At 40.7% G+C, this 24,329-nt stretch carries 26 protein-coding genes and 1 other annotated feature; of the genes, 16 read left to right on the top strand and 10 right to left on the bottom strand.

Annotation, left to right across the window (positions count from 1 at the left end; genetic code table 11):
* Positions 1 to 5: 5 nt before the first annotated feature.
* The gene (locus SFC25_RS00960; RefSeq protein WP_411213474.1) at positions 6 to 446 is read left to right on the top strand and encodes a GNAT family N-acetyltransferase; all 441 of its coding nucleotides are present in this window, start codon (positions 6 to 8) and stop codon (positions 444 to 446) included.
* 81 nt (positions 447 to 527) lie between these two features.
* Here SFC25_RS00960 and proS read toward each other — a convergent pair whose 3' ends face one another.
* The 8 genes from proS to SFC25_RS00920 form a co-directional block, all read right to left on the bottom strand.
* Positions 528 to 1,964: a proline--tRNA ligase gene (proS, locus tag SFC25_RS00955; RefSeq protein WP_411213472.1), complete on the bottom strand. Its 1,437-nt coding sequence runs from the start codon at positions 1,962 to 1,964 to the stop codon at positions 528 to 530.
* A gap of 38 nt (positions 1,965 to 2,002) precedes the next feature.
* Positions 2,003 to 2,220 (bottom strand) — a binding site (T-box leader).
* Positions 2,221 to 2,293: 73 nt separating this feature from the next.
* On the bottom strand, positions 2,294 to 3,001 hold the full coding sequence (locus SFC25_RS00950; RefSeq protein ID WP_411213471.1) for a PoNi-like cognate immunity protein: 708 nt from the start codon (positions 2,999 to 3,001) through the stop codon (positions 2,294 to 2,296).
* A 336-nt stretch (positions 3,002 to 3,337) separates the two neighbouring features.
* Positions 3,338 to 3,661, bottom strand: a complete 324-nt coding sequence (locus SFC25_RS00945) for a hypothetical protein (protein ID WP_411213470.1) — start codon at positions 3,659 to 3,661, stop codon at positions 3,338 to 3,340.
* A 24-nt stretch (positions 3,662 to 3,685) separates the two neighbouring features.
* Entirely contained in the window at positions 3,686 to 4,204 is a 519-nt protein-coding gene (locus tag SFC25_RS00940) for a DUF2247 family protein (RefSeq protein ID WP_411213469.1), read from the bottom strand.
* Between the two features lie 116 nt (positions 4,205 to 4,320).
* A complete protein-coding gene (locus tag SFC25_RS00935; protein ID WP_411213468.1) occupies positions 4,321 to 4,758 on the bottom strand; it encodes an SMI1/KNR4 family protein in 438 nt (145 codons plus the stop codon).
* A gap of 22 nt (positions 4,759 to 4,780) precedes the next feature.
* Positions 4,781 to 5,335 (bottom strand): T6SS immunity protein Tdi1 domain-containing protein, encoded by a 555-nt coding sequence (locus tag SFC25_RS00930; protein WP_411213467.1) that lies wholly within the window; start codon positions 5,333 to 5,335, stop codon positions 4,781 to 4,783.
* 72 nt (positions 5,336 to 5,407) lie between these two features.
* A complete protein-coding gene (locus tag SFC25_RS00925) occupies positions 5,408 to 5,860 on the bottom strand; it encodes a YrhA family protein (RefSeq protein ID WP_411213466.1) in 453 nt (150 codons plus the stop codon).
* A 41-nt stretch (positions 5,861 to 5,901) separates the two neighbouring features.
* Complete coding sequence (locus tag SFC25_RS00920) at positions 5,902 to 6,360, bottom strand: Imm30 family immunity protein (protein WP_411213464.1); 459 nt, start codon at positions 6,358 to 6,360, stop codon at positions 5,902 to 5,904.
* A 156-nt stretch (positions 6,361 to 6,516) separates the two neighbouring features.
* Between SFC25_RS00920 and SFC25_RS00915 the strand changes: the two genes are divergently transcribed.
* Positions 6,517 to 7,086, top strand: a complete 570-nt coding sequence (locus tag SFC25_RS00915; RefSeq protein ID WP_411213462.1) for a hypothetical protein — start codon at positions 6,517 to 6,519, stop codon at positions 7,084 to 7,086.
* Here SFC25_RS00915 and SFC25_RS00910 read toward each other — a convergent pair.
* Positions 7,079 to 7,360, bottom strand: coding sequence for a hypothetical protein (locus SFC25_RS00910; protein WP_411213461.1), 282 nt, complete (start codon positions 7,358 to 7,360; stop codon positions 7,079 to 7,081). The genes SFC25_RS00915 and SFC25_RS00910 overlap by 8 nt on opposite strands.
* Before the next feature lie 430 nt (positions 7,361 to 7,790).
* On the opposite strand from SFC25_RS00910, the gene SFC25_RS00905 reads away from it, so the two are divergent.
* The 6 genes from SFC25_RS00905 (at position 7,791) to SFC25_RS00880 (ending at position 13,718) form a co-directional block, all read left to right on the top strand.
* A complete protein-coding gene (locus SFC25_RS00905) occupies positions 7,791 to 8,309 on the top strand; it encodes an acetylglutamate kinase (RefSeq protein WP_411213460.1) in 519 nt (172 codons plus the stop codon).
* A gap of 243 nt (positions 8,310 to 8,552) precedes the next feature.
* Positions 8,553 to 10,250, top strand: a complete 1,698-nt coding sequence (locus tag SFC25_RS00900) for a methyl-accepting chemotaxis protein (protein ID WP_411213459.1) — start codon at positions 8,553 to 8,555, stop codon at positions 10,248 to 10,250.
* 129 nt (positions 10,251 to 10,379) lie between these two features.
* Complete coding sequence (locus tag SFC25_RS00895; RefSeq protein WP_411213458.1) at positions 10,380 to 11,078, top strand: winged helix-turn-helix domain-containing protein; 699 nt, start codon at positions 10,380 to 10,382, stop codon at positions 11,076 to 11,078.
* A 71-nt stretch (positions 11,079 to 11,149) separates the two neighbouring features.
* The gene (locus SFC25_RS00890; protein WP_411213457.1) at positions 11,150 to 12,049 is read left to right on the top strand and encodes a sensor histidine kinase; all 900 of its coding nucleotides are present in this window, start codon (positions 11,150 to 11,152) and stop codon (positions 12,047 to 12,049) included.
* A gap of 57 nt (positions 12,050 to 12,106) precedes the next feature.
* Positions 12,107 to 13,033, top strand: coding sequence for an ABC transporter ATP-binding protein (locus tag SFC25_RS00885; RefSeq protein ID WP_411213456.1), 927 nt, complete (start codon positions 12,107 to 12,109; stop codon positions 13,031 to 13,033).
* Positions 13,026 to 13,718, top strand: coding sequence for an ABC transporter permease (locus tag SFC25_RS00880; RefSeq protein WP_411213454.1), 693 nt, complete (start codon positions 13,026 to 13,028; stop codon positions 13,716 to 13,718). Before SFC25_RS00885 ends, SFC25_RS00880 begins: the two co-directional genes overlap by 8 nt.
* Before the next feature lie 74 nt (positions 13,719 to 13,792).
* Here the strand turns inward: SFC25_RS00880 and SFC25_RS00875 are convergent, their stop codons facing one another.
* On the bottom strand, positions 13,793 to 14,698 hold the full coding sequence (locus SFC25_RS00875) for an ArsR/SmtB family transcription factor (protein ID WP_411213452.1): 906 nt from the start codon (positions 14,696 to 14,698) through the stop codon (positions 13,793 to 13,795).
* A gap of 531 nt (positions 14,699 to 15,229) precedes the next feature.
* Between SFC25_RS00875 and SFC25_RS00870 the strand changes: the two genes are divergently transcribed.
* The 8 genes from SFC25_RS00870 to SFC25_RS00835 all read left to right on the top strand — a co-directional run bounded on the left by SFC25_RS00870 (position 15,230) and on the right by SFC25_RS00835 (position 24,318).
* Positions 15,230 to 16,195, top strand: coding sequence for a glycoside hydrolase family 43 protein (locus tag SFC25_RS00870; RefSeq protein ID WP_411213451.1), 966 nt, complete (start codon positions 15,230 to 15,232; stop codon positions 16,193 to 16,195).
* Between the two features lies 1 nt (position 16,196).
* Positions 16,197 to 17,432, top strand: coding sequence for an extracellular solute-binding protein (locus tag SFC25_RS00865; RefSeq protein WP_411213449.1), 1,236 nt, complete (start codon positions 16,197 to 16,199; stop codon positions 17,430 to 17,432).
* Between the two features lie 63 nt (positions 17,433 to 17,495).
* Entirely contained in the window at positions 17,496 to 18,413 is a 918-nt protein-coding gene (locus SFC25_RS00860) for a carbohydrate ABC transporter permease (RefSeq protein WP_411213448.1), read from the top strand.
* 12 nt (positions 18,414 to 18,425) lie between these two features.
* On the top strand, positions 18,426 to 19,262 hold the full coding sequence (locus SFC25_RS00855; RefSeq protein WP_411213447.1) for a carbohydrate ABC transporter permease: 837 nt from the start codon (positions 18,426 to 18,428) through the stop codon (positions 19,260 to 19,262).
* Between the two features lie 19 nt (positions 19,263 to 19,281).
* Positions 19,282 to 19,677 (top strand): hypothetical protein, encoded by a 396-nt coding sequence (locus SFC25_RS00850; protein WP_411213446.1) that lies wholly within the window; start codon positions 19,282 to 19,284, stop codon positions 19,675 to 19,677.
* A gap of 28 nt (positions 19,678 to 19,705) precedes the next feature.
* Positions 19,706 to 21,502, top strand: a complete 1,797-nt coding sequence (locus SFC25_RS00845; protein WP_411213445.1) for a glycoside hydrolase family 2 protein — start codon at positions 19,706 to 19,708, stop codon at positions 21,500 to 21,502.
* Between the two features lie 276 nt (positions 21,503 to 21,778).
* Positions 21,779 to 23,053: a cytosine permease gene (gene codB, locus SFC25_RS00840; protein ID WP_411213444.1), complete on the top strand. Its 1,275-nt coding sequence runs from the start codon at positions 21,779 to 21,781 to the stop codon at positions 23,051 to 23,053.
* Positions 23,050 to 24,318: a cytosine deaminase gene (locus tag SFC25_RS00835; RefSeq protein WP_411213443.1), complete on the top strand. Its 1,269-nt coding sequence runs from the start codon at positions 23,050 to 23,052 to the stop codon at positions 24,316 to 24,318. The genes codB and SFC25_RS00835 overlap by 4 nt, the downstream gene beginning before the upstream one ends.
* Positions 24,319 to 24,329: the final 11 nt, after the last annotated feature.

The following is a 24,329-nucleotide window of genomic DNA, read 5'->3' as shown; positions in this document are numbered from 1 at the left end:
ACGACATGAATAAGATGTTTATAGAACTTGCAATAATGAATTCCAATCCGGAATACAATCTAGTAACCAGAAATAGAAAAACAATTACTATAGGAGATATAGAAACTACATTTGCTAAAGCGCAATCCTATAAAATGAGACGTATGCTCATCAAAAATGACCGTAAGTATATTGGAATCGTCGATTTTAGAATGAAAAATCCTTTAGACAATACACCCTGGATAGAGTCATTTGTCATTCATAAGAAGTTTCATGGTTCAAATATTTCAAAGCAAGCTTATGAATACTTTGAACGTATGTTACGCCGACAAACGAATACATGCCGGCTTGCGGTTTATAAAAGAAATAAATCAGCTGTTTGTTTTTGGGGGAAGATGGGCTATACGCCATATGAAATGAAAGTGCGCGAGGGGAAGGTATGCCTTTTAATGGAGAAGCAATACTAAATCCTGCACCCAATATGAATGATGAAATACAAAGAAAAAGGATTGATCTACTTAGATCAATCCTTTTTTTGCTTTGGAAAATCAATATGCACGAGCAAACCAAACTGTATGTTTTGCTTCTTTACCGCAATGCAGGCAAGTATTTTTAGTTGCTGGCGGGTTGAACGGAATGTTCCGTGTAGTGAATTTCGTTTCTTCTTTTACGCCTTCTTCACAAGTGTCATCTCCGCACCAGCCTGCAAGGACCCAGCCAGGAATATGGCCGTTTTGTTCTGACTCTGCCAGGTGCTGTTTCAGTTGTTCCATAGTATCGATATGCGTATAGGAATGCTCCGCACGGAATGCTTTTGCTTTCTCGAATAGTCGAGTTTGCATCGTTTCAAGTTCTTTTTGAATGTTCTCGACTACAGATTCTAAAGCTACGGCTGCTTTTTCATCTGCATCGCGAGCTTTCATCAAAGCTTGATTATTATCCAAATCACGTGGTCCTAGTTCAATGCGTACTGGGACACCTTTTAGCTCCCATTCGTTGAATTTAAAGCCTGGTGATTGATCTGAATCATCGAGACGAACACGGATGCCTTGTGCTTTTAGAGCTGCATAGATTTCGTCTAGCTTCTCCATGATGGCAGGGTTCTTCTTCCATGGACCAACTGGAATCAACACAACTTGCGTCGGTGCTATTCTTGGTGGCAAAACAAGTCCTTGCTCATCACCATGAACCATGATGACAGAACCAATCAGACGAGTGGATGTACCCCATGATGTTGTATGCACGTGTGTGTGCTTGTTCTCTTTGTTCAGATATTTGATATCAAATGCTTCCGCAAATTTTGTTCCTAAGTAATGGGAGGTACCAGCTTGTACGGCTTTTCCATCCTTCATCATTGCTTCGATAGAGAAGGTGTCGACTGCCCCGGCAAAGCGTTCAGATGGCGTTTTTTGTCCATCGTAAACAGGAATCGCGAGCAATTCTTCGACGACTTGTTTGTAGATATCGAGCATTTGCATCGTTTCTTTGCGTGCATCTTCTTCATCCACATGAGCCGTATGGCCTTCCTGCCATAGGAATTCCGACGTTCGGATAAATGGCAGAGTTTTCTTCTCCCAGCGGAATACATTCGCCCACTGATTGATTAATACAGGAAGATCACGATAGCTCTTAATCCAGTTAGAGTACAAATGACCAATCATTGTTTCGGATGTTGGTCGCAATGCAAGCCGCTCTTCTAATTGTTCACCAGCAGCTTCAGTCACCCAAGGAAGCTCTGGAGAGAAGCCTTCGATATGATCCTTTTCCTTTTGGAAGAAAGATTCAGGAATGAGCATAGGGAAGTAGGCATTACGGTGACCAGTTTCTTTGAACCGCTTATCCATCTCTTCTTTAATATGCTCCCAGATTTCATAGCCATCTGGCTTGAATGCAATACTGCCGCGAACTGGCGTGTAATCAATTAAATCAGCTTTTTGAATCGTATCAATATACCATTTTGTAAAATCGTTCGTCTTTTGGGACATTGTTTTTCCTCCTTAAATATAAAAAGCATAGAGAGTCCAGAAAGGACGTCTCTATGCTTAACAGACGTGGTACCACCTTAGTTCAACTTAATATCAACTATTAAGTCCTCTATACGTTTGTAACGAAACGACTCGGTTAGTTTTTATCTAACATCTCCGTGGCAGGTTTCAATAAGAAGGGGTGATATAGCTCTCAGCCAAGGCTATATTTTCTGTTTCACAATCCTTATTTACTTGGTCACATCATTGATTGCTTATTTATAATTTAATATAGCAAGTTGTTAGCGGGAATTCAATAAGAAGTGAAGGACATATAAACATACACCATATTATTCGTAATGTACCATATCATAGGGATAATAAGGAGTATCTTTAAGTGATGAATCATCCAATTCCAAAATCTTCACAATGGCTCCACTTTCAAAACTCCAATAACCACTGAAAATATCTTCTTTACTTTTGTGTGTATCATGCCAACCAGTATCATTATGTCCCTGATACCATTCGTTAACTAAGTATTCTCTTAATAATTCTAGCGATTCCTCCTTGGTGGGAGAATTAATGACGCTGAATAGTTTTTTATATGGTCCATAATGAATAAAACTATTATTGGTTCCTAACGCTTCTTTATTGTGTCTCAGTAGAAATTTGAATAAGTAGTCCTTTATGCCATCTTCGTTTACCATTCTGTCTATTTCCTGCAATTCAGTTTGTGGGACTTCTAACATAATTCCTGTTGAAATCATCCATAGCATCTCCACGTAACCACTTTCAGAGTCCCATACTTTTTTCAGACTGTTAAGGACACGAGGATAGAACTTCCTTAAATCCTCTAATGGAGCACCAGCAGAATAGAGTGCGTTAAAAACATTAAAATAGAAACCTGTTATGCTGCGCAAGCCTGATTGGACACCTCTATCGTTTTCTCCGCGTTCTGCTATTACTTTATTAACTACTGTTTCAAATTTATCTATTCGAGCACATTCTTCTTTTAGATATTTCTTGAAATAACCCTGGCTTTTAAGATTTGATCTCATTATGCAACATTCCTTTTATGTAGTTACACGCTATTGTTAGTTAGTTCCTAGAGGTGACATGTCTCAAAGTAATTAAGGGAGAGAAATTAGCAGATTCACTATTCTTCAAGTAGAGGATTATGATAATCGTTAAAACTATCCAAATAAGCATGAACACCGCCATTACTTTGAATTATTTTATAATCTCATTACTTATCAATATTTCAGAGGCTGTTTTATAGCTTTGATATAAGAGAGGGAGTACACCCTGTTTTAGGTCATGCTCTTCTTCAAGGATATGAATTTCCTTATCAATCTGCTTTATGGCTCATCTTTGCATTCTCCTGTATTTAGCTCCTATGAAAGTAGTCTTACCCCTACCTGAGGAGAGAACCTCACTTGTAATCTATCTTGGGTATCTACTTGTACCAACATATTTCCTTCCGTTTTTCTTAAACTAGTAACATTTGCAAAATCTCCTGTAAAAACAATTAGGTCATTATAAATAATCGATAAACTAATAGATTGCTTGTATACATCTAAACTTAGGATGACCTTGAAATTACGATTATCTTTGTAAGTATAAATTAATCCTCCGGCATCTATATTTCCAAATATACATACAGGTTCAGACTGAAAAAGTTCAAGGAGATCATCTTCGTTATACTTTATAAAACTCATTTAAATCACCAACATTCAAAAGAATTAATGTTTTCCCGATACAATATATCGCTGTTCTTTAAAGAGGAATTCATAAAACAAATTTATTAATCTCGTTATATTCTCATTTTTAGTGTGCTTGGACGGGTTATATCCGTCTAGAGGCGTTAAATAATTAATAAAGTAATCCATGTCTTCTGGATAATTGAAATCAGCATATGCTTCTGAAACCTTGACTAATAACTCCTCACGATCGTCTTGATATGCCTTTTTTATTAGTGAAAGTACACTAAGTCGCCATTTCCTTACTTCAAATTGACAGGCCATGTTATTTAAATTTAAATCAGAAAGTTCCTTCAGTAGATTCTCGAAATCTATATTGCTTCTATGCATGGCTAGCTGAATAATATTAGTATCATCTGTTTCTGAATAATTGGTTAGAAATTCAACTGCATAATCAGAAATGTCATCTTCCTTTAGTAGATGTAGTTTATATCCCACATACAATGTACCCCAGTCAATATGTATGTTGTTTTGTTTAAAAAAGTCTAAAGAAATATGCATTCTAATCTCCTTTTTAAGTCGTCATGAAAGGTAGAAGATATGAAATTGAAGAGGATAAAAGTGATAATAAAAGCTAAGTGCTTGTCTTTTTCATTAAAATTTAACAGGAGTAAATCCTAAAAGAAATTCAAATAATACTTATCGTTATCTTGAATTTTAGATAAAAATGAAGTGAGAGAATCAGCAACCTTCAGTTCGCCACAGTAGATGGGGTTTTTGTTGTTTTGTGTTAATTCAATTGACATTAATGCTGATTCATTTCCCTCAAAGAATATCAATTTATTAACTTCGAGCCCATCATATAATTCAATATCTGGGTAAAACTCATAATCATTTAACCTTAATCGAAAATCTCTTATTGAAAAAGGATCCATAATACGGTTGATATTATATTCGGAGCCCTTAATAAATCCATAACCAACTTCAAGATAAAAATTCACTAATTCAATTGGAAGTTTCAAGTTTAAATTCTTTTCAACCTCGTGTATTTCGCTGATTGTAACAGGATAAAACCTATTGCCATCTTTATTAATTAAATAACTATAGCTGCTCAAAGTATATTACCTCGCTTCAAAATTATGAAATAGGACCCAAAACTTGAGAGCTTAAATATATATGCTCCCTAAACTTGACTCTCTTTAAGTTTTCAACAGTCTCTGATCCACCTAACCCGAGGAGGGGGACATTAGCATAACATTCATCAAAAAGAGGTATACCGTGTATTGTAATAGCTTGAGGATAAGGAAGCCAATCCAATTCCTCAACAAGAAAAATCTTATCATTCAAGTCGTCTAAGAAAAAATCAAAACCTGCTGCAATAATATCAACTCTATTTTTTCGGAAATTCAACAAGTTTAAATATCTGTTTTTTTCCCAGACGATAACATCGCCCATAGAGGTTACGAATAATGGAATGGCTTCTTGGTGACGAATATATACCTCCTCGATAAGATCGTTTAATCTGTGCGGATTTATTATTTTTATATAACCCTGTAATGCACTGCCAAAGCCATACTCTTTCCAGATATTAATAACTTGTGTTGGAATTATATCTTTATATTCATCAATTACAGAGGGCGATACTGCCTCTTCTAAGATAAAGTCGCTGAGAATTTGTATTTTGTTTTGCATCTTTCACCTCGATTGAGAGAATTACACTTAGGTTGTGGTAGATCCTTTTTGGGGGGAACTAAAAATCCCCTCTTATAATACGGATTGGATTGCCGTATATAATAACGAATCGAATGAGTCATACATTTCCATCACTGTGCCTGAGGGCTTGTCTAGCTCGACATAAGCATTACTCTCCAAGTCTAAACAATACCAAGCAATACTAGAATCAGCGAAAAAGATATATTGTTTTTGCTCCTTATTTTCGCGCCAAATCTCATTCGTACTTATAAAACCATCTAACTCATCTGTGTTGGTGAGTAGATAATCATCTACTCCATATATCACTAGTCCATTGAAATCCAGTCCGTTTACTTGCTTTAGAAAAGTAATATAGGAATATGGTAGGGTACTGTCGCCGAGTTTTCGAATTGCTTCGTTCTTCAGCGCAGCTATCTCCACATCTGATGCTGCTCTTCTGAGAGGTTCCTCATATTTGAATTCTATATTTTGTATCGAATTCAGTAATTCAGGCCAATTGAACATTTCTAAAGTTTCTCCTTTCAGCAAAGGGGAGTTGCTTTCCCTCAGTTATTAATTACTTCGTTTACTGCTTCACTAAACCTTTCAGGATCTTCATCCTTTATTTCAATTAAAAACCCTCTGATATTGGTAGCTATGTCAGTGTCTATTTGATATAGGACTTCACGGTAAATTAATCTTACTTGCGGATGATTTAGAATCCTATAATGTAGAATTTCAATCCATTCTGTCGCTTGTTTAGTTATTTTGGATATAGATTTGGCGATGAGTGTAAGTCCTTCTTTTACATTATTTCTATATAGGTGCTCTATTACGTGAACTAAACTAAACATAATATCAAACTGATGTGTGTTGTCGTCAAAAGCCAGACATAGATCTTGAATGACAGAGATATCATCTAGTTCATGTACTTTAGATAGGGACACTTCAAATTTATGAATCTCTGTTTCATTTTCCATTAGACGATTATTTTGTAGGACGCTCAGGTGAGTTCTGATATCCATTTGATTATCCTTTCTATGTGTGGAGTACTTTGATTTATTAGCTATGCTTCCCAATAGATTTCCTATTTTTTATTCTATCAGCACGTGGTGGATATTGATTAATTTTCATAGAATCGGGAATTGATTTCTATCTTACACGTTCTTCGAGGTGAGTCTATGTTAAATCCGATGGCACATTCGCTTAATAAGCTGCGCATAAATTATGATTTTAAGAAGGAGGATGTTATAGAAACTAAAAAAGAGTATAAAAAAGGAGATATCATCATAACGAAGAGCGTCAGTTTTAATGGGTTTCTTGGACATGTTGGTATTTTTGTAAGTCCAACTCATATCCTGCATACCTCAAGGTGGATAGGTTATCCTTTTCCGAAGTTGATTACAGTTGATAGTTTTAGAAAGAGATACAAAAAGAATATTGTCATAAGACCTAATTCCCCGTTGATTGGAGGAAAGGCTGCAGATATTGCACTGGAGCGTTTTTATAATAAGAACATTGGTTACAAGATTTCCAGGAACCCTAAACTTACGAAGAATAGTACGTACTGCAGCGAATTAGTTTGGTACGCTTATTACAAAGCCGGATTAGAGTTCAAGATCTTTAATTCAAATTATTTCAAAGACGGCAGCTGGGTATCTCCTGGTTCGAAAGACTTTATCTATCCGTATGACTTTGCCAATCCGATTTATGTTAAATATAATGGATTCAGCTTTATACAAATTACATGATAAACTCCTGCCCATTGCGAATATATGAATCCAAGGAGACGTTTTTCTTCCCGTTCATATAGTAGTAATAAAGCTTATCGTCCTCTTTGATAGCCACTGCAACCAATACCTTTTTGTTCCCTTTTAAAAATGAAGTGAAAGGTTTTATATAAAGGATAGTATTCCTTTCGTACCCCTCATTTTGAAGGTGAATGTAGACAATTCGCTTAATATATAATCTCCTTAGAAGATAATAACCTATTAATAATAGTGCAAATGAGACTGTTGTTGGCATATGCATTCTCTCCTGAGCTGCTAGTAAATTGCTGTATTGAAACCTAAAAATTGTAATTATATTTTACCCTGGGCTATGTAATGAAAAACATTTTTCAGTTATAGACTCTGATTCAAGTGGTTTCTCCGTATACAGCAACTAAAAACTAATTCCATCCTTTCAGGTAATACAGTTTTATAGCTACAAAAATATAAACATGCACCCAGTTTCCAATAACGAATACACTATAAACGTTAAATTGGATATAATTATGGGGGAGAAGTTCATGTACTATCGAGGATTTCCTAATAATGTTCCAAATCACAACACTTATATATCACCGGAGGATGCTTATCTTAGACAGCAAAATTACAATTACAATCCATCCTTTGGATATGTGTAACACAACAATCAGCCAAAGAAATGTTATACACAAAGAGAAGTAGAATTGATGCGGAATGAACGAAGCCTTTGGGAAGAGCATGTTGCTTGGACTAGAATGGCTATTATCAGCCTTACTTTTAATTTGCCGGATGTTAATTTTGTGTTAGCACGTCTATTAAAAAATGCTGAGGATATGGGGAATATGTTCCGCCCTATTTATGGTGAGAATGCGGCAAACATGTATGCCGCTTTAATTAAAGAGCATCTCTTAATAGGGGCAGATCTTGTGAAGGCAGCGATAGCAGGCAACACACAGGCTGCAAATGAAGCAGAAAGAAAATGGTATGAAAACGCGGATAAAATCGCTGTTTTCCTTAACAGTGTGAATAGATTTTTGCCAGTAGAACAGGTGAGAGAAATGTTTTATCAGCATTTAGCTCTCACTAAGCAGGAAGCTATGTATATGATCAACAAGGATTACGAAAAGGACATTGCAGTCTATGACCAAATAGAAAAACAAGCAAGGGAAATGGCTGATATGATATCGGATGCAATGATCAGGCTATATCCAGATTTAAGAGGGTAAACGCAGATTTCGATAAGTACTGAAGTGACTGAATTACAGTCGCTTTTTTTAATTTTTAACCCCAAGAAAAAGGCTTTATCTTATATTGGAATCCAAATTCTACCAATCCCACATTTTACAATTTTAATTCTGAGAAATATAGCCGATATATGTTAAGCCACTGTAAACGGGAAAGTGCATCATAATCGCATTCGCAGCTGATTTCACGATAGTAGTGGTTAGAAAACATCAGGAGGGTGACGAATGAAAGTCATCAATCGTCTTAAGCTTGGCACAAAGATTAATTTACTTGTGCTGACAGTTGTTCTACTTTTCGCTGGAATTATCTCTTATGTGGTCATGAATAATATGACACATGGAATGAAAGGAATAGCATTAGAAAAAGCAAAATCAGATCTGCAGCTTGCAGAAGAGTATATTAATGCGGTTCATCCCGGTTCCTGGGAAATCAGAGATGGTGTGCTGTACAAAGGCGAGACCAAAATGAACGACAACTATGAACTTGTAGATCGGATAGGGGAATTGACGGGGGATACCGTAACGATCTTTAAACAGGATACTCGTGTTGCTACGAATGTAATGACGGACGGGGAGCGCGCTGTTGGTACGCAGGTGTCAGCTGAAGTGAAGGAAGCAGTTATTGATAAGGAGGAGACCTATTATGGAGAAGCCGAGGTAGTCGGAAACAGCTACCAAACGGCCTATTCACCAATTAAAAATGACCAGGGAGAAGTTGTTGGCATATGGTATGTCGGAGCTTCGGATAGTATGGTTGAATCAAGTATTGCAGATTTTACGAAAATATTCGTTATTGTCTTGGTCATCATTGTGATCTTAGCAATCGTAACGGTGTTGTTCTTCACCCGGGGCATTAAGAAGAGATTGAGCCGTATTTCGCAGGCAATGCGCAATGCGGGGAAAGGGGACTTTTCTTCCGTGGTGGAAGATAGGTCAGACGATGAAATCGGGCAGCTGTCTGTGAACTTAAGTGAGATGCGAGAGAATCTTGCTGATTTGATGAAGTCGATTGCAGAGACATCCGATCAAGTCGCGGCTTCATCCGAGGAATTGACTGCAAGTGCAGAAGAAAGCTCCAGATCTGCCGAACTGATAGCCGCTGCCACTCAAACAGCAGCCCATGGAACAGAGCTCACCATGCACAATGTGGAAGAAGTAGTAATGTCTGTTGAGCAGATGCAAGTGCGTGTAAAAGAGGCGCAAAAGAACGGGCAATCGATCCTGACGCTGTCAGCTGCTGCCTCCCGTAATTCGGAGGATGGAACAGAAGCAGTGCGATCTGTTGTAAAACAGATGAGTGAAATCAATAACTCCGTCACCGAAATTGGCTTATTCGTAAATGGATTAGATAAGAAATCGAAAGAAATCGGGACAATCGTCAATTTGATAAGAGATATTTCGAACCAAACGAATCTACTTGCGCTGAATGCGGCAATTGAAGCAGCCAGAGCTGGTGAACAAGGCAAAGGCTTTGCTGTGGTTGCGGATGAGATAAGGAAACTGGCGGAACAATCAGCCCATTCCAGTGAGTTGATTGCATCTCTCATCACGGATATCCAAACCGAAACAGATAGAGCCGTTACGGCCATGCAGCACGGTGCTGTGAACGTGGAAGAAGGCATCAGAAAAACGGAAAACGTCAACGATTCATTCCAGTCGATCAAACAAGCTATTGATCAAGTGACAAACAATGTGCAGGAGGTCTCTCAAACAATTGAAGGAGTCTCTGCCGGAAGTAAGAGCATTGTAGAAGTAATGGACAAGGTCAAAATGACTGCGCGTGAAAACGCCGAATCAAATGAAACGAATGCAGCGGCATCGCAGCAGCAATCAGCCGCCATGGAAGAGATCTCTGCATCATCGGAAGCTCTATCCGGGATGGCGCTGGATTTACAAGCAGCACTGGCGAAATTTAAACTTTAAAGGAAAAGCCTCCTGTTTACAGGAGGCTGTTTTTTATTCTCGAGCATGGAATAAGATCAGAAATTGACCAAACTTTCCCGTATACTGGTGTTAAGGAATATGTGAAAATCGTGAGAAAGAAGTGAAAAAATGAATGAATCGATACTGCTAGTCGAAGACGATACGCAGATTAATGAGATGGTCGCTTCTCATTTGCGGAGAGAAGGTTATGAGGTTTTCGCCGCATTTGATGGTCAGGAAGCGTTGGATTTATTTGCGCGGGAAAGTGTAGATCTGATGATTCTTGATTTGATGCTTCCTGCTTATAATGGGTTGGATATTGTCCAGCTGATCAGGCGTGAGAGCATGCTGCCGATTCTGATTATGTCGGCGAAGGACAGTGATGTGGATAAGGCGCTGGGGCTTGGGTTTGGTGCCGACGACTACATAGGGAAGCCTTTTTCGCTCATTGAATTAACTGCGAGGGTGAAGGCGGCGCTGCGGCGGTCGAAGCAATATAGCATGCTGCATGAAGAAAAGGAACAAGTTGTTAGCGTACATGATTTACGTATTGATCTGAATAACTTCACTGTCAGCAAAAAAGGGAAGACTATTAACCTGACAGCGAAGGAATTCCAGATCTTGTGCTTGCTTGCAACAAGTCCGAATCAAGTATTCACAAAGGGGCAGCTGTTTGAAAGTGTGTGGAAGGAAGCATATTACGGAGATGATAATGTCATTAACGTTCATATCCGCAGATTACGAGAGAAAATCGAGGATGATGCGTCTGCTCCAAGGTATATAAAAACAATATGGGGAATCGGCTACAAGATGGAGTTGCATACATGATCTATATTGTTGTTTTTTTGATGGTGTGCATAGGGAGTTTGCTGTTTCTGCATCTCAGGACGAAGAGGAAAATGAGCAGCCACCTGCAGTATATGACCAAAAAACTCAAAGCTATCACTGAAAAAGATTCTGCTGAGCGACTATTGTTAGTGACGAATGAGCAGGAGCTGCGGGATTTGCTGAACGAGATTAATAGTTTGCTGGATTATCATCAGGAATCCATGGCAGATCTGGCCCGTCTGCGGATATCGACTAATCGGATGCTTTCAAATGTTTCTCATGATTTGAAAACACCGCTTACTGTTATTTCTGGATATATTGAGACGATACAGCATGATAAGCAGTTTAGTGCCGAAGAGCGAGAATTGCTTTTGGCCAAAGTGCAAGTAAAGGTCATGGAGGTTGCGGGATTAATCAACACCTTCTTTGACTTGGCAAAGCTGGAATCAGAAGATTGGCAGCTGGAAATGGGGCGGATACAGCTGAACGAAGTTTGCCGAAAAACGATTCTTGGCTATTACGATACCTTAACGAGTAAGGGATTTGCTGTACATATTGATTTGCCAGAGGAGTCGGTACATATAGAAGCAGATTCGGCTGCGCTCACACGGATTTTGGAAAATCTATTGTCTAATAGCATTCGTTACGGGAAGGACGGGAAAACCGTTGGCATGGCCCTGCGTCAGGATAAAGAGAACGTCTACATAGAGGTGTGGGACAAAGGAAGAGGAATACAGGAAAGCGATAAAGATCGGATCTTCGAGCGGCTTTATACAGCGGATGATGCGAGAACCTCCGCGGCACAGGGCAGCGGCCTTGGATTAGTGATCGCCAAGCGCTTGACGGAGCAGATGCAGGGACAAATCCATTTCACCAGTATACCGAATGTGAAAACCACCTTTACACTCACATTCCCGAAGCCTAAATTGGAGGATTACGCCAAACTTAAGAAAGTTGTAAGGATTCCGTAAGTGGAATGACAGTTTCCTTTGCTAAAGTGAAGGAAATCAACGAAAAGGGGTTAGCGTATGACATATGCTATCAGAACGCATCAGCTGACAAAGGGGTACCGGGGGAAGGATGTTGTTTCCAATGTCAGTATGAATGTAAAGCGCGGCGAAATATATGGTTTTCTTGGTCCGAATGGTGCGGGGAAAACAACCATCATGAAAATGATGACCAGTCTTATAAAGCCAACTGGCGGGGACATAGAGGTGCTTGGTACAAGGCTGCAAGCCAATTCACATGAAGTACTTAAACGGATTGGCTGCATCATTGAATATCCTATCTTTTACGATAAGCTTTCAGCCAGAAAGAATTTGGAAATCTATTGTGAATACATGGGCTACTACAAGAAGGATGCTATCTCGGAAGCATTGGCACTAGTGAATTTGAAGAATGTGGAGGATGTACCGGTAAGAGAGTTTTCACTTGGCATGAAGCAAAGACTGGGCATTGCAAGAGCGATCGTGACCAAGCCGGAGCTATTGATCTTGGATGAGCCAGTGAATGGCTTGGATCCAATCGGCATGCAGGAGCTGCGGGATTTATTCTATAAGCTCAGCAGACAGTACGGCATCACGCTGTTGATCTCCAGTCATATTCTCGGAGAAATCGAGCAAATTGCTGATACAATCGGGATCATACGAGAAGGCAGGTTGATCGAAGAAACAGCCATGGCTGAAATCCGCGGCAATCACACAGAGCATATCGAGCTCTCGGTATCCGACTACCCAAAAGCGGCTTATGTATTGGAGCATGAATTGCATGCGAATAACTTCCAAGTGAGGGAAGAAGAAGGTCTTATCAACGTTTACGATCCTGCAATTTCACAGAACGATATAATACTGGCGATGGTTCGCAATGGTGTTGAAATAGGAAAGATCAATAATAAAAATCTCTCGCTTGAGGGCTATTTCCTGCAACGGATGGAAGGGAGCAAGAAACATGCTTAATCTGATGAAGTTAGAAATGAAGAGGATGAACTTCCTTACGATAGGTGTGACGTTCCTGCTCATTAATGCGGGTATTCTTGGTATTCTGCTGCTGCTTGGAGTCGATGCGGAAATAACCGCTGAGTCTATTGCCGGTGCAGACGAAATTATGATGTTTATTGAGATTATGGCGGTAGCTGCATTCGTCATTTATGCTTCCGTTCTGCTATCTAACATGATTATTGAGGAATTTAAAAGTAAAACGATAACCGTTTTGTTCACGACACCGGTTAGTCGAAGACAATTGCTTTTGGCTAAAGTCATCGTCATAAGCTTATTAACTTTTGTGTTGTTTCTTGTGTCGGTATATTTGCTGGCGATTCTTTTCAGCCTGCTGAATAACTTTTACGGGATCTTGTGGTTTTCATTCCCGGTAAATCTCCTATGGGAAAACACGGTGCATCTGTTGGTGACTGGAGTTGCGGTGGCAGGAATGGCACTTATTCCGCTGTTTTTCGGGATGATGAAATATTCTGTACCAGCAACAATCACATCCTCTATCTTGATCATTGCTATTTTATCGTCTTCGATCAATAGTGATGGCACGAATTTGTTTTCTTTCACTGCAGTGCCAGTTGCACTTGGAATTCTTGGATTCATTATTGCCTATCTCGTTATTAGTAAGGCAGTGAAGAAAGATTTCTAAGTTTGGCAGAGGGCGATAAAATAGTAACGGCATCCCTTACAAAAGGATGCCGTTTTTTTATGGGCACCTTTCAATCATGAATAATATAAGTTCACATTTATATCCTGATCATGGTTACCGAACCCCTGGCCGAATAGCGTCAGTCCTCCAACATGGTTAGCATCAGGCTCAACTGCAAGCTTAATTTCGATAAGATGATGCGATTCAAGTTCTAGATCCTCAATAGTCACGTCAGACAAAAACTCTCCGTCAATATGAGTAGAACCGTGGTTGATTCGCAGGTGCTTCAGCAGGCCGTATTGGCTGTTTGTATCCTCCCACCAGTCCGGTGTATAGAAACCTCTCACATCCGAGAAGTTCCCTGGACATGTCCATGTGCCAACTTTGATGTTGTTTATATAAAAGCTGATATCGCTCGGCCATACATTATTGGAGCCGGGAAATTCAGATGCTATTTCCAAGCTTATTTCGAGCATCTCTGGTTTTTCACTCTTCCTTAATAGATTCGGCACTTTATATACCACATAGCCCGAAGAGAGCCACAGTAAAGAAGCATCCATTCGTTCGCCGTCCATGAAGTATTTTGGGTCATCAAGCCTGCCAATTATCTTTTCAGTGCTTGCTAGTCCGCAGGTTGGCTGGACGGAATAATCTGTATAGTGGCCAAGTTTTAAATGGGTCATCCTGTTTTCAAATTTCGAATAGATTTTCTTCGGCAGCTTGATTTCGATATTATCCACATTCAGTTGGATTATCTTCTGCTGGCCTGATTTACCGATTGTCTTTGAAGATGTAACTAATTGAGCTTGCTCCAGTTTTTGGATATGCCGGGTAACAATCGCACTGCTGATTTCAAGTTTGGCAGCAAGCTGACTGATATTCAAATCCTCAATTGAAAGCAATTCAAGTATTTTTAAGCGTGTTTCGCTTGCTAAACACTCGTAGACATTTAATGATTTTTGACTAAGATCAAGCTGCATGAACTGTAACCTCCGACTGCTTTTTTTCTAATTGTCCTGTTTGTTGCGTGAAAAGACAATTGGTGTTTTTATATTTTATTTATTTCAAGTTAACGAATGACTCGCTAAGGGTTATCATAATGGCTTTTTTTATTGATTAAGGTTTATCATTGTATGTTATTAACTAAAAAGACAATTAAATTACATGTTGACAACAGTAGTTATGTAATCAATAATACAAATTGTAAGCACTTTCATTATAACTTAATTAACCAATTAGTTAAAGTGTAAAGGGAGTGATAAAAAGGTTATTCTGCAGCCTTCCGCTTTTATCTTCGTTCCGAAATATCTTTAAGACCCTTGTCACTGAATAGAACAAGATAGCAGGCTAAAGGTAATGCATCATGATCATTCATTATGGTAACGCTTACATTGAAATCTGATTAGCTTCAAGGGGAGATCAAAATCAGAAAACGATTCGGTATAAAAATAGTGGTGATTGCGATAGCTGTTGTTGTTATTGCAGTCATAGGCATAAGGAGCTTTCTTTCGATGATACAGGAAAAGGAAATGTCCTATACCAATCCAATACAAGGGATAACGAATATTGGGGATCCGTTTGTGTTAAAGGACGAGGATTCAGATAAGTATTATATGTATGCTACCTCGGCTGCCTCGATAGGTTTTCGAGTATGGCAGTCTGACGATATGGTCGACTGGGAAGAAGAAGGGCTGGCATTTGATAATACGGAGCAGGAGAAGCAATGGGCAACCGGTGACTTTTGGGCGCCTGAAGTGATCAAGCACGGTGACCAGTATATGATGACGTACAGTGCCCGCAATAAGGATGGCAGCTTGCGAATCGCTTTAGCTTCAAGCTCTGATCCGCTAGGTCCGTTTACAGATACGAATGCGGATATCATTCAAGAAGAAGGCTCTTATATAGATGGTCATATTTTTATCGATGATGGAACTCCGTATTTATATTATGTGAAAGACTGCTCGGAAAACATCATAGACGGAAATCATGTCAGTCAAATATTCGTACAGGAGATGACGGAGGATCTGACAGCGTTAAAAGGAGACCCTCAATTATTGTTGCAGCCGGATCAAGAATGGGAAGGACTCCAGGATGACTATCAATGGAATGAAGGACCGTTTGTGCTGAAGGAAGAGGATAAATATTATCTCATGTACTCGTCGAATTACTTTGCAAGTGCGGATTATGCTGTCGGATATGCAGTTGCGGATAATCCAAGGGGTCCTTTTAAAAAGGCGGAAGAAAATCCGGTTCTGGCTAAGGACTTGGAAAACGGAATATCTGGTCCAGGGCATAACAGCGTGACTGTCGGTCCTGACGGAGAGACTTTGTATGCTGTATATCACACGCATACATACCCTGACGCTCCAAGCGGAGACCGGCAGATGAGTATCGATAAGCTGCGTTTTGAGGATGGAAAATTAATCATTGATGGGCCTTCTTATAAAGAACAGAAAATAAGTCTAGGGAGAGAATAGGATGAAGAATTTCAAATTGATCCTTATGTTGATTGTGACAGCTTCTTTGTTTCTGAGTGCCTGCAGCAGTGAGGAGTCATCAGGAAGCAGTTCTAATGAGATCCTTCTATGGAGCAGTACTACTGGACCTGATGGTGACCTTATCAAAAAGAATATCGATCAATACAACGAGACAGATCCGGAATTTAAAGTGAAGCTTGTTTCTATGGAGGGCGGCGTATTTAATAACAAACTATCGACAGTCACCCGCTCTGGTAAGGGGGTTCCGGATATTGCACTGATTGCATCCGAATCGGTATCGACGTTCCAATCGCAGGAAATGCTCGAACCTTGGAATCAATATATCGACGGAACGGATGTAAAACAAGAAAACTACTTAGAGGAAGCTTGGAATGTTGGAAATGTCGATGGTGATCAATTCGGCCTTCCGGCGACAATGGGCAGCTGGGTTATGTACTATAACAAAGATTTGGTTGATAAGTATGCCCCGGGTGCAGTTGATGACGGCATCGTGACATACGAAGAAATCGAAGAGGCAGGTGCGGCAGCGAAAGCAGATGGTATCTACTCTTATGGCTTCTCATGGGCAATGCAGAACTTCAGCAATCTGTACTATCAGATGGGTGGGAAGTTCTCTGAAAATGGCGAACCGACCATTAACAATGACACAGCTGTTGCAGCAATGGAACAGTTTAAAAGTCTGCATGATGAAGGCTATATGCCAAAAAATGGTGAGGACGTAAACAAACTCTTCAATAACGGCAAATTGATCTTCCTTCCAGAAGGTACATGGATGTTGTCACAAATGGAAAAGATTACAGACTTTGAGTGGGGTCAGACATTTACACCGCAATATGATGCGAACAATGTTATCCAAGGAAGTGGTGCTGATCAGTTCGCTATGTTCAAGAGCAGGGAGCGTTCCGAAGAGAAAATTAAAGGTACTGTAGCATTCATTGAATGGCTGCAGACGAATCAATTGGAATGGATTAAATCAGGGGCAAATCCGACAGCTTTAGGAATGCTTGAAGATAAAGAGTACCTCGAAATGCCACAATCCTTCCTGTTGAAAACACCAGAAGCCCGCGATGCTGTCACGATTATTACAGAGCCTGGTACTTCTTATATCTTTGCAGAAATCGATAATTCCGGCTGGGATATGATTCAGGGCAAGGTAGAAATTGAAGACCAATTAGAAAAGATACAACAAATAGTAAATGACAAGATGAGTCAATAAGCAAACATTGGAGCGGAAGAAGATAAGAATTCTCCGCTCCTCTCTATATCGGGGTGAAAATACATGGCAACTGTAGCGGAGAGAAAGATTGGCAAAGAGCAGACGGTAAAGAAGAAGAAGCTGAATCTCTGGCCGGCATTATTCGTCGGACCCCACATGCTCATTTTTATTATTTTCTTTCTGATTCCTTCTGTTTTTGGCGTTTATATTTCATTTACCAAATGGGATTTATTTTCGAGTCCTGAGTTTGTTGGCTTAGAAAACTATAAGACGATCTTATTCGATGCGGAATCGAGCTTTTCTGCACAATTTTACAACGGCTTGGAAAATACATTTATCTTTGTGCTTCTCACGGTCCCATTTTGTATCATTGTTCCGTTACTGATTTCGTTGGCCTTATCCGCGCGTCCGAGATTGAACAAGATGTTTCAGTCGCTGTTTTATCTGCCTTCGCTATTCGCTATTTCAGCTGTGATGATTATCTGGCAGTTTCTCTTCAGTGTGACCTATGGTCCTCTGGCAAACTATTTAAATATAACGACGAATATGCTCGATAATCAACCGAATGCTTGGATTGCTTTGGTGCTTGTCACTGTCTGGTGGACAATCGGCGGAAATATGGTCATTTACTTAGCGGCGCTGAACGGGGTGCCCAAGGATTTGATGGAAGCTGCGGATTTGGATGGAGCGGGTGCATTCAAGAAGTTCATCAAAGTGACCTTGCCGAGCATAAAATATCAGATTTTATTTACGCTGGTGATGACGACTATTGCGCAATTCAATGTATACGGACAGCCATTGATGTTGACAGGCGGAGGTCCAAGTGATTCGACACACGTCCTGCTTATGTACATTCAGCAAAATGCTTTTGGCTCCGGTATGTCGATTGCTGGTATCTCCTCTGCAATGGCAGTGCTGCTCGGCGTTTGTATCATGGTTGTTTCTGCTGTTCAATTCTATCTGCTTAGAGATCGGGATTAGAGGTGCGTACACATGAAAGGAACTAATAAGACTAAAATCATCGCGTTCATCTTTTTATTAGTGATGGCTGTGCTGTGGGTGTTTCCGTTGATCTGGGCTGTATTCACTTCTTTCAAATCTGAAGCAGAAATCACGAATGCGGCGGTAAGCTTTTTGCCGATCCATTGGACTGTGAGCAACTACAGCGAATTACTCTTTTATAATGCTTCTACACCGGTAATGAAATGGTTCCTGAACTCACTGATTATCGCAGTCGGACATACCTTGCTGGTGCTGGTGGTTGTTTCGCTTGCGGCTTATGGATACACAAGGCTTCAGTTCAAGGGGCGGGATCTGTTATTCGGGATGCTGCTGGCATCCATGATGTTTCCTGCTGTTGTGAATCTGATTCCTTTGTACAGTATTGTCGACTCCATCGGGTGGGTGAACAACCTGCTGGCTGTCATTGTCCCAGGGGCAGCTGGGGTATTTAATATCTTCCTTGTGCGGCAATTTGTCTTAGGGATACCTAAAACATTCGATGAGTCGGCCAAGATAGACGGTGCCAGTGAATTCCAGATTTTCTACCTGATCATCCTGCCGCTCATACGACCTGTATTAACAGTTGTGGCATTGTTCAGTTTCACTGGAGCCTGGAATGATTTTCTATGGCCGTCCATTGTATTGAATGATATCGATAAGCTGCCGATTACACCAGGGCTGCAGCTGCTGCAAGGGCAATACATGACATATCCGGGAATCGGAACAGCGGGTGCATTGATTGCTTTGGTTCCGACCTTCCTGCTGTACCTGTTTGCGCAGCGGTATTTCATGCAGTCTATGTCTCTGTCATCAGGTGTGAAAGGATAGGGTAATAGGAGGGGAAGCAATGAGCAGGTCGATGGAAAGAAAATTACTTTATGTTGTCAGCGGGTGGCAATTGCTCACAGGGTTCATCACCATATTCTTTTACGCCTCCTATTGGAAGATGCAGGGAGGTGATACAGGATTGGAGCAGAACGGGTTCCAATCCTGGTTCGATAACCTTTATATTTTCTCGGTTACATATGGTCTCTTTTTTGTAGTGATTGCTGTGTTGAATATTATTTTCGCTAGGAAGCTGTTGTGTGATAATACGCTTCAATATAAACTGCCTGTCTATTGGATTGGATTAGCTGCTGTTTGCTACTTTTTGTCTGATTACATCAGTCTGATGCTTCTGCTGATAGTTGCTGTCATGGCTTTGGCCAAAAACAAACCTATTAAACTGCAGGCAGATAAATAAATCTTGGTTGAGTGAGGGGAGCAGAAAGATGAACAGAACGGAATATCCCAGACCACAATTACAAAGAAAAGAATGGATGAACTTAAACGGTGAGTGGGAGTTTGCATTTGATGATAGGAATGCAGGTTTGAAGGAAAAGTGGTTCCAAGCGGGGCATGTATTTAACCGAAAGATCAATGTGCCCTTCGCTTATCAAACGGAATTGAGCGGTATTGGGGATACAGCCTTTCATGATCATGTCTGGTATAGACGCGATTTTACCCTTCCTGAAAACTGGGATGGCAAGCGAGTCATTCTTCACTTTGGAGCAGTGGATTACCGTGCTTGGATATATATTAATGGACAGTATGCCGGATTCCATGAAGGCGGACATGTCTCTTTTTCCTTGGATATTACCGATAACTTGACCTGGGAAAAGGAGACAGTTGTCGTACGAGTAGAGGACCCCTCAACGGATGAGACAATCCCGAGAGGCAAGCAATTTTGGCAGGAACAATCAGATGCTATTTGGTACACGCGTACAACTGGTATTTGGCAGACAGTATGGCTTGAGCCTGTTGCGTTAACACATATTTCTAAACTGCGTATGACACCGGACATCGACCGCGGCGATATTATTGTGGAGTACGATGTGACGGGTGAATATGTGCAGAAGAAAGTTGAGATTGAGATTTCTTATAAAGGTGAAAGAATAGCCAAGGATACAGTCGAGCTGATTGATGCTTATAATAAGCGCGCAATCAATCTTTATAATCAGCGTATATTCCGGACTAATTTCCATCATATCGGCTGGAACTGGTCTCCGGAAAACCCTAACTTATTCGATATCCGCATCATCTTGAAATATGACAATCATGTATTAGATGAAATAGAGTCCTACTTCGGTATGCGGAAGGTGCATCAAGAAAATGGTATGGTTTATCTCAACAATAAACCTTATTACCAAAAGCTAGTACTTGATCAAGGATATTGGCCGGAGGGGCTGCTGACGGCGCCTAGTGATGAGCACTTGAAAAGGGATATAGAACTAGCTTTGGAGATGGGGTTTAATGGCTGTCGAAAGCATCAAAAAGTAGAAGATCCGCGTTTCTTATATTGGGCGGATAAGTTAGGATTCCTGGTTTGGGGAGAGTGTGCAGCCTTCCCGTCTTACAGTGAAGAAGCTGCAGGTAGGCTATCAAAGGAATGGATTGAAATTATAGAGCGTGATTATAATCATCCGTCTATCGTGGCTTGGGTTCCCGTTAACGAAAGCTGGGGCGTGCCTTTCATCAAGAGCAACAAGCAGCAGCAGCATCACTCGCTGGCGATGTATCATCTTATTCATTCCTTGGATCCAACTCGATTGGTTATTTCCAATGATGGCTGGGAGCTGACAAGGTCCGATATCTGTGCGATTCATAACTATAATCATGGTTCCGGTGAGGAAAAGGCAAAATATCAACTATTCAAAAACTCGTTGGCGACGAAGGAATCTATACTGCATGCACAACCAGCACTCCGCGGTATCTATGCTGACGGTTTCGAGCATCAAGGGGAACCGATTCTGCTGACTGAATTCGGTGGTGTTGGATACAAAGTTGGTGAAGACAGCGGCTGGGGATATACATCTGTTAAAAGTGAAAAAGAGTTTGTAGAGGATTACAGAAGAATAATGGAAGCTGTTTATAGTTCCGATATCCTGCATGGGTATTGTTATACACAATTGACAGATGTAGAGCAGGAAATCAATGGATTGTTGACATACAATCGAGAGCCAAAATGTGATTTAAAGATTATCAAAGAAATTAATGACACATGGCACGATATTGTAGTGAAGGTCTAAATCTGTTGCAGGGAATGGTAGCTTTTACTAAAGATAGATTGGGAGAAGTTATTGACTTTCTTCAAAATTATTGTAATAATATCTTTAATTTGATACTGGTACCTTTAATTCAGTCCCGTGAGGCTGACAAGGACATTCGGAAACTATGCGGAGTAATGGGTTAGCTATACCCTTATATTCTCATGTTTAAAGAGGCTTCCTGTCAGTGATGGCAGGAAGCCTCTTTCTTTTTTCCTCGGTACCAGTTTTAGTCTAACTAAAACAGGAGGAATAACAATGGAACAGAAAAAGATAGATCATGATTTTTCTTTAAGGGAAGTGCCGATATCTCATCGAAATGGTTTTTGGAGAATGCTCATGGTTATGCTTGGGTTTACCTTCTTCTCCGCGAGTATGATAGCAGGAGGAACTTTAGGTCTAGGGTTATCCATGACGCAATTCATCTGGATTGTATTAGCGGGAAATTTGATTTTAGGTGCGTATACAGGTGGGCTTGCGTATATTTCGGCTAAAACAGGCCTCTCCACGCATTTGCTAACACGCTATGCATTTGGTGAAAAAGGGTCTTATGTATCTTCTTTTCTGTTGAGTGCTACACAAATCGGCTGGTTCGGTGTCGGAGTGGCAATGTTCGCTGTACCAGTTCAAAAGGTGACCGGAATTGATACTACTGTATTGATTGTTATTTTTGGATTATTGATGACAGCTACAGCTTTCTTCGGAATGAAAGCTTTAACGATTTTAAGCTTTATCGCAGTTCCGGCAATAATTGTCCTAGGCGGATATTCAGCCTTTGGGGCAGTGAACGATATTGGCGGGATGGATTTGCTTATGCAGCATAAGCCAACTGAAGTGCTCGGTGTAGCGGCAGCACTAACAATCGGTGTCGGATCGTTCATCAGCGGAGGAACGTTAACACCTGACTTCACTCGATTCGCGAAGAGCCCAAAAGTGGGTGTCTCTACAACAGTTATCGCATTTCTTATAGGAAATTCACTTATGTTTGCGTTCGGTGCAATTGGCGCAATCGTTACAGGTCAGTCGGATATTTCAGAAGTTATGTTTATGCAAGGGCTAATAATACCTGCGATTATCGTCTTAGGCTTGAATATTTGGACGACAAACGATAACGCGATCTATGCTGCAAGTCTGGGAATCTCTAACATTACTAAAATCAAGAAAAACAAAGTGGTTATCGTAAATGGTATTGTCGGCACAATCATGGCTATGTGGTTATATAACAATTTTACAGGTTTTCTTACAACGCTAGGGTCTGTCTTACCGCCTATCGGTGCTATCTTGATTGCTGACTACTTCATTGTACGCCGCGGGAAGTATCCAGCATTTGACACGATGACATTCAAAGTAGTTAACTGGAATGCAATGATCGCCTGGGCGATCGGAGCTGGTGCAGCGAAGTTTCTGCCTGGTATCCCGCCATTGAACGGATTGATTGGTGCGGCGGTAGTATATGTGGTTCTTTCAGTCATTACAGCAAAAGCAGCTGAAGCGAAACTAAATCTAAATGTGGAAAAGGTGACAGAATCATGATTATTACAAACGCGAAACTAAGAAATAGAGAAGGCCTCTGGCAAATACAAATCACAGAAGGTAAGATCGAACGAATTGCACCATCGATCGAAGCAAGCCGAGACGAGCAAATCATGGATGTGCAGGGGAACCTGGTACTGCCGCCATTTATTGAACCGCATATCCACCTGGATACGACGCTGACAGCAGGCGAGCCAAACTGGAATGAAAGCGGGACGTTGTTTGAAGGAATTCAGCGCTGGGCGGAACGGAAAGAGCTGCTCACGCTGGAGGATGTAAAAACACGGGCCAAGCAAGCATTGAAATGGCAGATTGCACAAGGTATCCAGCATGTGCGTACGCATGTCGATGTGACAGATCCAGAATTAACAGCTTTAAAGGCATTGCTTGAAGTAAAAGAAGAGATGGCATCTTATGTTGATTTACAGCTAGTTGCTTTCCCACAGGAAGGAATTTTATCGTATCCAAATGGGGAGGAACTGCTGGAAGAATCACTTCGCATGGGAGCAGATGTTGTCGGCGGCATCCCGCATTACGAGTTTACGAGAGAATATGGCGTAGAGTCCTTGCAGACAGCTTTTAAATTAGCGCAAAAATACGATCGTCTCGTTGATATCCATTGTGATGAAATCGACGATGAACAATCCCGTTTTGTCGAAGTAGTAGCAGCAGAAGCGCATCGCTACGGCATGGGCGAACGAGTGACAGCCAGCCATACAACAGCTATGGGCTCCTATAACGATGCCTACACTTCCAAGCTATTCCGTCTTTTGAAGCTATCCAATATCAACATGGTAGCCAATCCATTAGTCAATATCCATCTTCAAGGACGCTTTGACACATATCCGAAACGAAGAGGGATCACCAGAGTGAAAGAGCTCCAAGAAGCAGGAATCAACGTCTGCTTTGGCCATGACGACATCTTTGACCCATGGTATCCGCTAGGAACAGGCAACATGCTGCAAGTACTGCACATGGGAATCCACGTCACACAGCTGATGGGCTACGACCAAATCGTAAATAGCATCGACATGATCACAGCAAACAGCGCAAGAACACTGCATATCGAAGACAAGTACGGCATTGAAGAAGGAAAGCCAGCCAACTTGATCGTACTGGAAGCAGAGAATGAATACGAAGCAATTCGGAAGCAAGCTGCTGTTCTGTATTCTGTCCGGAATGGTGAGGTTATTGCGGAGACGAAGCCGAGGGATACGAAATTGACTCTTGGTGAAGTTGCTGAAAAAGTTACATTTGATAAATAAATAAATAAATA

Source organism: Terribacillus saccharophilus (genome assembly GCF_046592595.1).
GTDB classification, from domain to species: Bacteria; Bacillota; Bacilli; order Bacillales; family Amphibacillaceae; genus Terribacillus; species Terribacillus saccharophilus_C.
Note: the sequence above shows the minus strand (reverse complement) of the source record. Positions and strands in the feature narration are given on the sequence as shown.